The sequence below is a fragment of the Levilactobacillus huananensis genome, from assembly GCF_003946145.1.
GTDB lineage: Bacteria > Bacillota > Bacilli > Lactobacillales > Lactobacillaceae > Levilactobacillus > Levilactobacillus huananensis.
In genome coordinates this window covers 22374-28463 of sequence record NZ_RHOC01000019.1, presented here as the reverse complement: position 1 = coordinate 28463, position 6090 = coordinate 22374, and the positions used below count along the sequence as shown (strand labels likewise).

Sequence of the window (6090 nt, the reverse complement as noted above, 5' to 3'; positions counted from 1 at the left end):
TAGTTTTAGGCATAATAAAGTCCCCTCAAAGTTAACAGATGAATTATACTTTTTCATCTGTCAACCTTAAGGGGACTATAGCAGTTGCTGAGACCTTTTGCTTGTTTAAGATTAGTGACGCTGTCGCCGAAACCAGCGGCTGCCGATGAGACCTAATGCGGTTACGCCGCTAATCAGGAGGCCCACGTTAAATAATGGTGGCCAGTAAGATAAGGTGATGTGACTGGTGCCATGTGGTAATTTAAGTGCCGTAAACATCCCCACGGTCTTGTAGGTTTTGACGTGATGGCCGTTAACGGTTGCTTGCCAGCCAGCGGAATATGGAATCGACGTGTTGAGGACTTGGTTGTCCTTCTTCGTTGTGATGGTTCCACTAAATGAGCGGCTGTTTTGCTTGGTTAAATGCCAAGGGGTTGTTTTGAGCTGGGTGACTGCAGATTTGAACTGTGTGGTGTTCAATCGATAGAGAGTGAAGTTCTCCAGCCACAGCGATCCTTTTTTCAATTGAACCGTGAGTTTGATGGTTTTTCCTTTAGCATGGTCAGCAACACTGACCAGGATGGTATGGCGGTATGTCTTGTACTGATTCAAGGCTTTTCCGTTCAGAACGAAGGTGGCGTTGTCGGGATTAACTGTCGATCCAAAGGTCATGTAGATGGCATCGTTGGTCTTCGGCTTAATCGTTAACGTGATACTCCCAGGTTTCAGAAGGTTCTTTTTCTGAAGCACGGCGCCAGTGATCTTGGTTTGTTGGTTAATGTTATCAAAGGTGACTTGATCGAAATTTTCTGCCTGGTACAGGTGTCGATCGGATGGACGACCGGTCAATGCAGATACCCAGTTGGCTTGATACTGTGCGGGGTCTGCGGTTGTATCTTTCAAGGACAGAATCTTTGAATTTGCTGCATACCCGAGTGGTAAGGCGTAGGGGTTCTGATAAGTCGTCGACCACTGATCCTGGCTTAGGGCCCGGTAATCGGCTAAATCGGCTTTATTACTGCTAGCAGGGAGCATGCTGGCACCGCCCAATGCTCCGGAGAGGGTTTTGTTTTGGAAGTAGTACTTCATGTTTAACAAAGAGTCGGTGACTAGTGTGCCGTTGCTGTAAGCCACGAAACCGTCACCATCGGGGTTCCCAGTGTTGCCATAGAAGGCTGGAACTGCCTTGGGCAGAACTGAGGAGAAGACCCCGCCACCATTGAAACCGGTTTGAAAAGCATCGCCCTTAGTTCGCATAAAGGTCTTACCCATGCGATAGAAGCCGTTATCAGTCTTCTGGACGCCATTGACTAACCGTTGGAGTTCGTCAGTGTAATTGCCGTACTCGCCCTGAGAGACGTAACTAATGTTATTTAGGGAGATGAAAGCGTTGGCCGTGACTTCGGTTACACCGACGACGAAGAAGGTGATCGGATAGATCCAGTGATGTTTGACCGGTAGGGTCGTTAACGCCAGTGCGAGAATAATAAAGAGTAAGCCTAAGAGAACTTGATTGAGTTGTAGAAATTTAAATTGTTTGAGAAAAATAGCAACATAGGCACTGCCAGCCACGACAATCAGGGTAACCAAGGCGATGGCCAAGGCACTCGGTTGAAAGTCAAGGGTCAACGTCTGAGCTGCTAACCAGATGAGCCAGAAGCTGACAACAAAGGAGAAACGGTAGGGGTACCAGACTGGAAATTGGCCAGCGTGCCACAAAAGATCCAATGGTTGAACGCAGAGTGACAGTGCTAAGAAGGTTGTAATCAGGCCCGCGGTGATCCGAGTCCGCAGATGAATACGGCGGTCACCAAAGTAGAAGAGGGCGCCAATCAAGGCAATGGAGCCGATAAAGAGGTTCGCCGTGCCGGATGGCATTTGATCAAAGTTGAAAGCACCAAGGAAGAACTTAGCTACCATTTTGGGTGGAAAGAACTCGAACTTCCATTTAAATGACGTGACGGTGTATTGTGCCTTACTCTGGGAAAGCGACCACCAGGTTGGTAGAAGGACGACCGCCGAAAGCAGGCCCGCCGAAATGGAGGCCACAGCGAATTGGCCCGCCTGTTTAGCTAATTGACGCCAACCGGTATAACGGTCGACGGCCAGAAAGATAAAACTTAAAATCATAAAAAGACAGATCATGTAAGCCATGTAGTAGTTCACGATCAACGCAATCGCTAGCCAAATCACGTACGGTCGCCATTTCCCGGTGTGTGCGAGCTGGTAGAGCCCATAGAAAACCAGGGGTAGTAGGTAGGCGGCATCAAGCCACATGACGTTCAACTGATTGGCAACGGACCATCCCATGAGGGCATAAGCTGTGGCAAAGGTGATGACGAACAACCCGCGTTGTTTCGTTGTCTTCAGTAGCAACCAGGCGAAGGCCAACCCAGCCAGGCCGTATTTGAGAACGGTAATAATGAAGACCCCGCTGGTGAGTGATGACCCAGGGAAGAACAAAAGAATCCAATTAAGGGGACTCAGGAGGTAGTAGGCCCAGGTTCCCAACATTTCGCCACCTAAGCCATTTGCAAATGAGTAGAAGATGCTGCTGGGATCGTGAAGCAGGGCACGTCGCATGTACGCGAAGAAATCGATGTACTGTTGCCCTAGGTCAACGGTCAGGAGGCTACTTGACCCAAAGGGGGCCATTTGACGGTAAATAAAATAGGCCGTCATTAAAATTAGGGGCGTCAGAAAAGCCCCGATCAGAGTTAATTGGCGTGGTGAAAGCCGTTGACGCCGTTTTCGATCTTGCAAAAGAAGCCACCTCAATCTTTAGAAATTATAAAAGTTGCACGTGATCCTGTACATTTTTGATTATGGTCTCTAGAATAGCATAGAAACATTAAATTTCGGTAGCGGGATAGTGGCACGCGGTGAAGTTTGGTAAAATAGTAGCTGTACAATAAGGAGCAGAACTGTTGTGAAGAATTTCTATAATCGAGTAAGCAACCGAAGCCAGCGATCTGGCGGCCCTAAAAAGTCGGAGATTCCGTTTCGGTTAAACTTTCTTTTCATCATTGTTGCCCTATTATTTGCGGCGCTGATTGGTCAGTTGGCGTATCTGCAAGTCTTCTATGGGGCAAAATTCAAGGCCGAGGTTAATTCAACCGACACCACGATTGAAACCACTAACGTTCAACGGGGGATGGTTTACGATTCCACCGGGAAAGTCTTAGTGGGGAACAAAGCGCATCAAGCGATCTCCTATACTAAAGGGGTCAATGTTTTATCGACCAATATGTATCAGATTGCCAATACATTAGGCGATTACTTAACGGTTTCGACGAGTAGTTTGACGCCACGCCAGGCAATTGATTACTACTTAACGGATTCCAAGAACCTTAAGGCCGTGGAGGGTAAATTATCCGGGACCAAGGGGATGACCGTCACACAGCTCTATGACAAGGCGCATAGTTATCTCGAAAACGACTCATCCTTTAAATTGACGAAGTCCCAGCAAAATGCGGCGACGATCTTCGCGAAGATGAGTGGGGCTTATGCGCTGTCTACCACCTACATTAAGGATTCTGGTGTTTCTAATCGTGAAATTGCTGAGATTGGTGAACATTTATCCGAGATGCCAGGGATTAAGGTCGGGACAAGCTGGTCTCGTGATTATCCGAATGGGACATCGATGAACTCCATCATCGGGACGGTTTCTTCGGAAAAGACCGGGTTACCAAGCGATCGGATCAACGAACTCTTGGCCCAAGGTTATTCACGAAATGACAGTGTCGGGCAATCATACTTGGAAAAGGAATACGAGTCGGTATTACGTGGAACCAAGGCCGAGAAACAGGTTGAGGTTGCGGGTAACAACACCGTGACGAAGGAAGTTCAGAAGTATGGGGGCCAGAAGGGGGACAACCTTCAGCTGACCATCAACTCGAAGTTCCAGAGTCAATTACAGTCGTTAGTGAAGTCGGCCGAACAAGGAGCTGGTGGTTACTCGACTGGGACCTATGCCGTCGTCATGAACCCGAATACCGGGGGTGTGATTGGAATGGCTGGAGTCGACCGGAACCCATCCACGGGTAAGATTACCGACAATGCTTTAGGAACTCTCAATAGTGATATTGTTATGGGGTCTGTCGTCAAAGGGGCCATGGTTTCTGGTGCCTTGATGAAGGGTGTGATTACGCCAACGAACAGTACGTTAACGGATATGCCGATCAACGTCGGTGGGGTGAAGAAGTCTTCCTGGTTTAACCATGGTGGAGGCTCGAACATCGCTGTTAACGCTGCTGGGGCGTTGGAAGTGTCGTCTAACTCCTACATGATGCAATTGGCCATGAAGGAAGCCGGGTTTAATTATTCATCTGGTGCCGCTTTGACCATGAGTACCAAGGCTTTCGATATTGAACGCGGGTACTTTAAGCAGTTCGGACTCGGGGTTAAGACAGGAATTGACCTGCCTGGTGAAAGCTCTGGGTTGGAAGGGTCTAGTAGCTTTGCTCATATTGGGAATGCTTTAGACTTGTCCTTTGGGAACTATGACGCGTACACGGTTCTTCAAGTGGCTCAGTATATGTCGACGATTGCCAATGGTGGGACACGTCTGGCACCTCACGTGGTGCAATCCATTCGTGGTACCAAGTCCGATGGAACCTTGGGTGCTGTGAAGTCAACAGTTGAACCTAAGGTCTTGAATACAATTGATATGACGGCTGCGCAGAAACGTTTGGTCAAGGAAGGGCTCTATGACGTGGTTCATGGGAGCAATACTTACAAGACCGGGGGCTCGATGTCATCCATCACGCCGAAGATTTCGGCTAAGACGGGGACCGCGCAAACGTTCTACAAGGGGAGCGAAACGGTTACCTTGAGTCTGGCGTCTTACGCACCATCGACGCATCCACAGGTGGTAGTGGCCTTGGCCATGCCTAACCTGGGTGTCGACGCCGAAAGTAACAATATGACGTTAGCTAAGAAGATTTATGCGGCTTATTGGAAGTCCGTTCAATCAACATCAACAATCGATCAATAAGATTTTAAAAACGAGACCGGAAATTTTTCCGGTCTCGTTTTGATTGTCAGGTTTACATGAACTGGCTGTTTGTTGTCCCGTTTTCGGGCAAGACGTTTAAATTATGGGCTGGGCGAAAATAGTGAGGGAAAAAGGGCATCGGTGCTGTTTTCCTTGCCACAAGGGCTAAGAGAATCCGCTCAGAGCCCGACAATTCAGCTGTTAAGTATTTTCCCTTAACATATTTAGAATTTTGACTGGTAATTATCCCCGGATAATGGTAATATATTACAAGTTAAGGCTCTAGCCTGTAATTCTGAAAAAGTTGGGAGGTTACCCACAATGCGTGTACACATCACTTTAGAATGTACTGAATGCCACGAACGCAACTACTTATCCAGCAAGAACCGGCGTAATAATCCGGACCGGGTTGAATTTAAGAAGTACTGCCCACGTGACCGGAAAGTAACTTTGCATCGCGAAACTAAGTAAGGGTACGGGCGGGAGCCCGCACCTTTTTTTATTGAAATTTTCTTAAAGGGGGTCAACTATCATGGCAACTAAAGCAAATCTGCGTCAGCAGACGATTCAGGCTTTAAAACAGCTCTCTCCTTTGGAACGTGAAATGGGTGCTCAGAGCCTCTATGAGCAGTTAGTCGCATTGCCTGAGTGGCAACAAGCCACCACCATTGCGACGACCATCAGTACCGATTTAGAGCTATCTACGGCCCCGATCATTGCCGCTGCGCAACAAGCCGGCAAGACGGTGGCCGTGCCCCAGACGTTGCCAGCTCGGCAGATGGCGTTTCACACGCTGACCGCTGACACACAATTGGTCAAGACTGCATTTGGCCTGATGGAACCGGCGGATGGAGAAATTATCTCGCCAGCTGACTTTGACCTAATTGTGGTACCTGGCTTACTGTATGCCCAGAGCGGTGAACGCGTCGGATTTGGTGGCGGGTATTATGATCGCTATTTACCACGTACCATGGGAACCAAGGTGGCGTTGGCATTTCCTGTCCAATGGGTGAGTGTCCCCACCTGGTCAGTTGACCCCTTCGACGTCATTCTCGATCGAGTGCTCGTCGCACCAACCAAGTAGAAAGGGAGCGGCAATGTGGCACAAAAATTCA

Annotated in this window: 4 protein-coding genes; 3 read left to right on the top strand and 1 reads right to left on the bottom strand. The window is 48.5% G+C overall.

Annotation, left to right across the window (positions count from 1 at the left end; genetic code table 11):
- Positions 1–111: 111 nt before the first annotated feature.
- Positions 112–2742 carry a YfhO family protein gene (locus EKM71_RS10485; RefSeq protein WP_125574552.1) on the bottom strand — a complete coding sequence of 877 codons (2631 nt, stop codon included), beginning with the start codon at positions 2740–2742 and terminating at the stop codon, positions 112–114.
- A 166-nt stretch (positions 2743–2908) separates the two neighbouring features.
- Between EKM71_RS10485 and EKM71_RS10480 the strand changes: the two genes are divergently transcribed.
- From EKM71_RS10480 to EKM71_RS10470, 3 genes are all read left to right on the top strand, one after another.
- A complete protein-coding gene (locus EKM71_RS10480) occupies positions 2909–4975 on the top strand; it encodes a peptidoglycan D,D-transpeptidase FtsI family protein (protein ID WP_125574551.1) in 2067 nt (688 codons plus the stop codon).
- 321 nt (positions 4976–5296) lie between these two features.
- Complete coding sequence (gene rpmG / locus EKM71_RS10475) at positions 5297–5446, top strand: 50S ribosomal protein L33 (RefSeq protein ID WP_011667723.1); 150 nt, start codon at positions 5297–5299, stop codon at positions 5444–5446.
- A gap of 61 nt (positions 5447–5507) precedes the next feature.
- Positions 5508–6059 carry a 5-formyltetrahydrofolate cyclo-ligase gene (locus EKM71_RS10470; RefSeq protein WP_125574550.1) on the top strand — a complete coding sequence of 184 codons (552 nt, stop codon included), beginning with the start codon at positions 5508–5510 and terminating at the stop codon, positions 6057–6059.
- Positions 6060–6090: the final 31 nt, after the last annotated feature.

Bases quoted from the DNA above. Each gene is read 5' to 3' on its own strand.
- rpmG (WP_011667723.1), top strand. From the start codon at position 5,297: ATGCGTGTACACATCACTTTAGAATGTACTGAATGCCACGAACGCAAC.
- EKM71_RS10470 (WP_125574550.1), top strand. From the start codon at position 5,508: ATGGCAACTAAAGCAAATCTGCGTCAGCAGACGATTCAGGCTTTAAAA.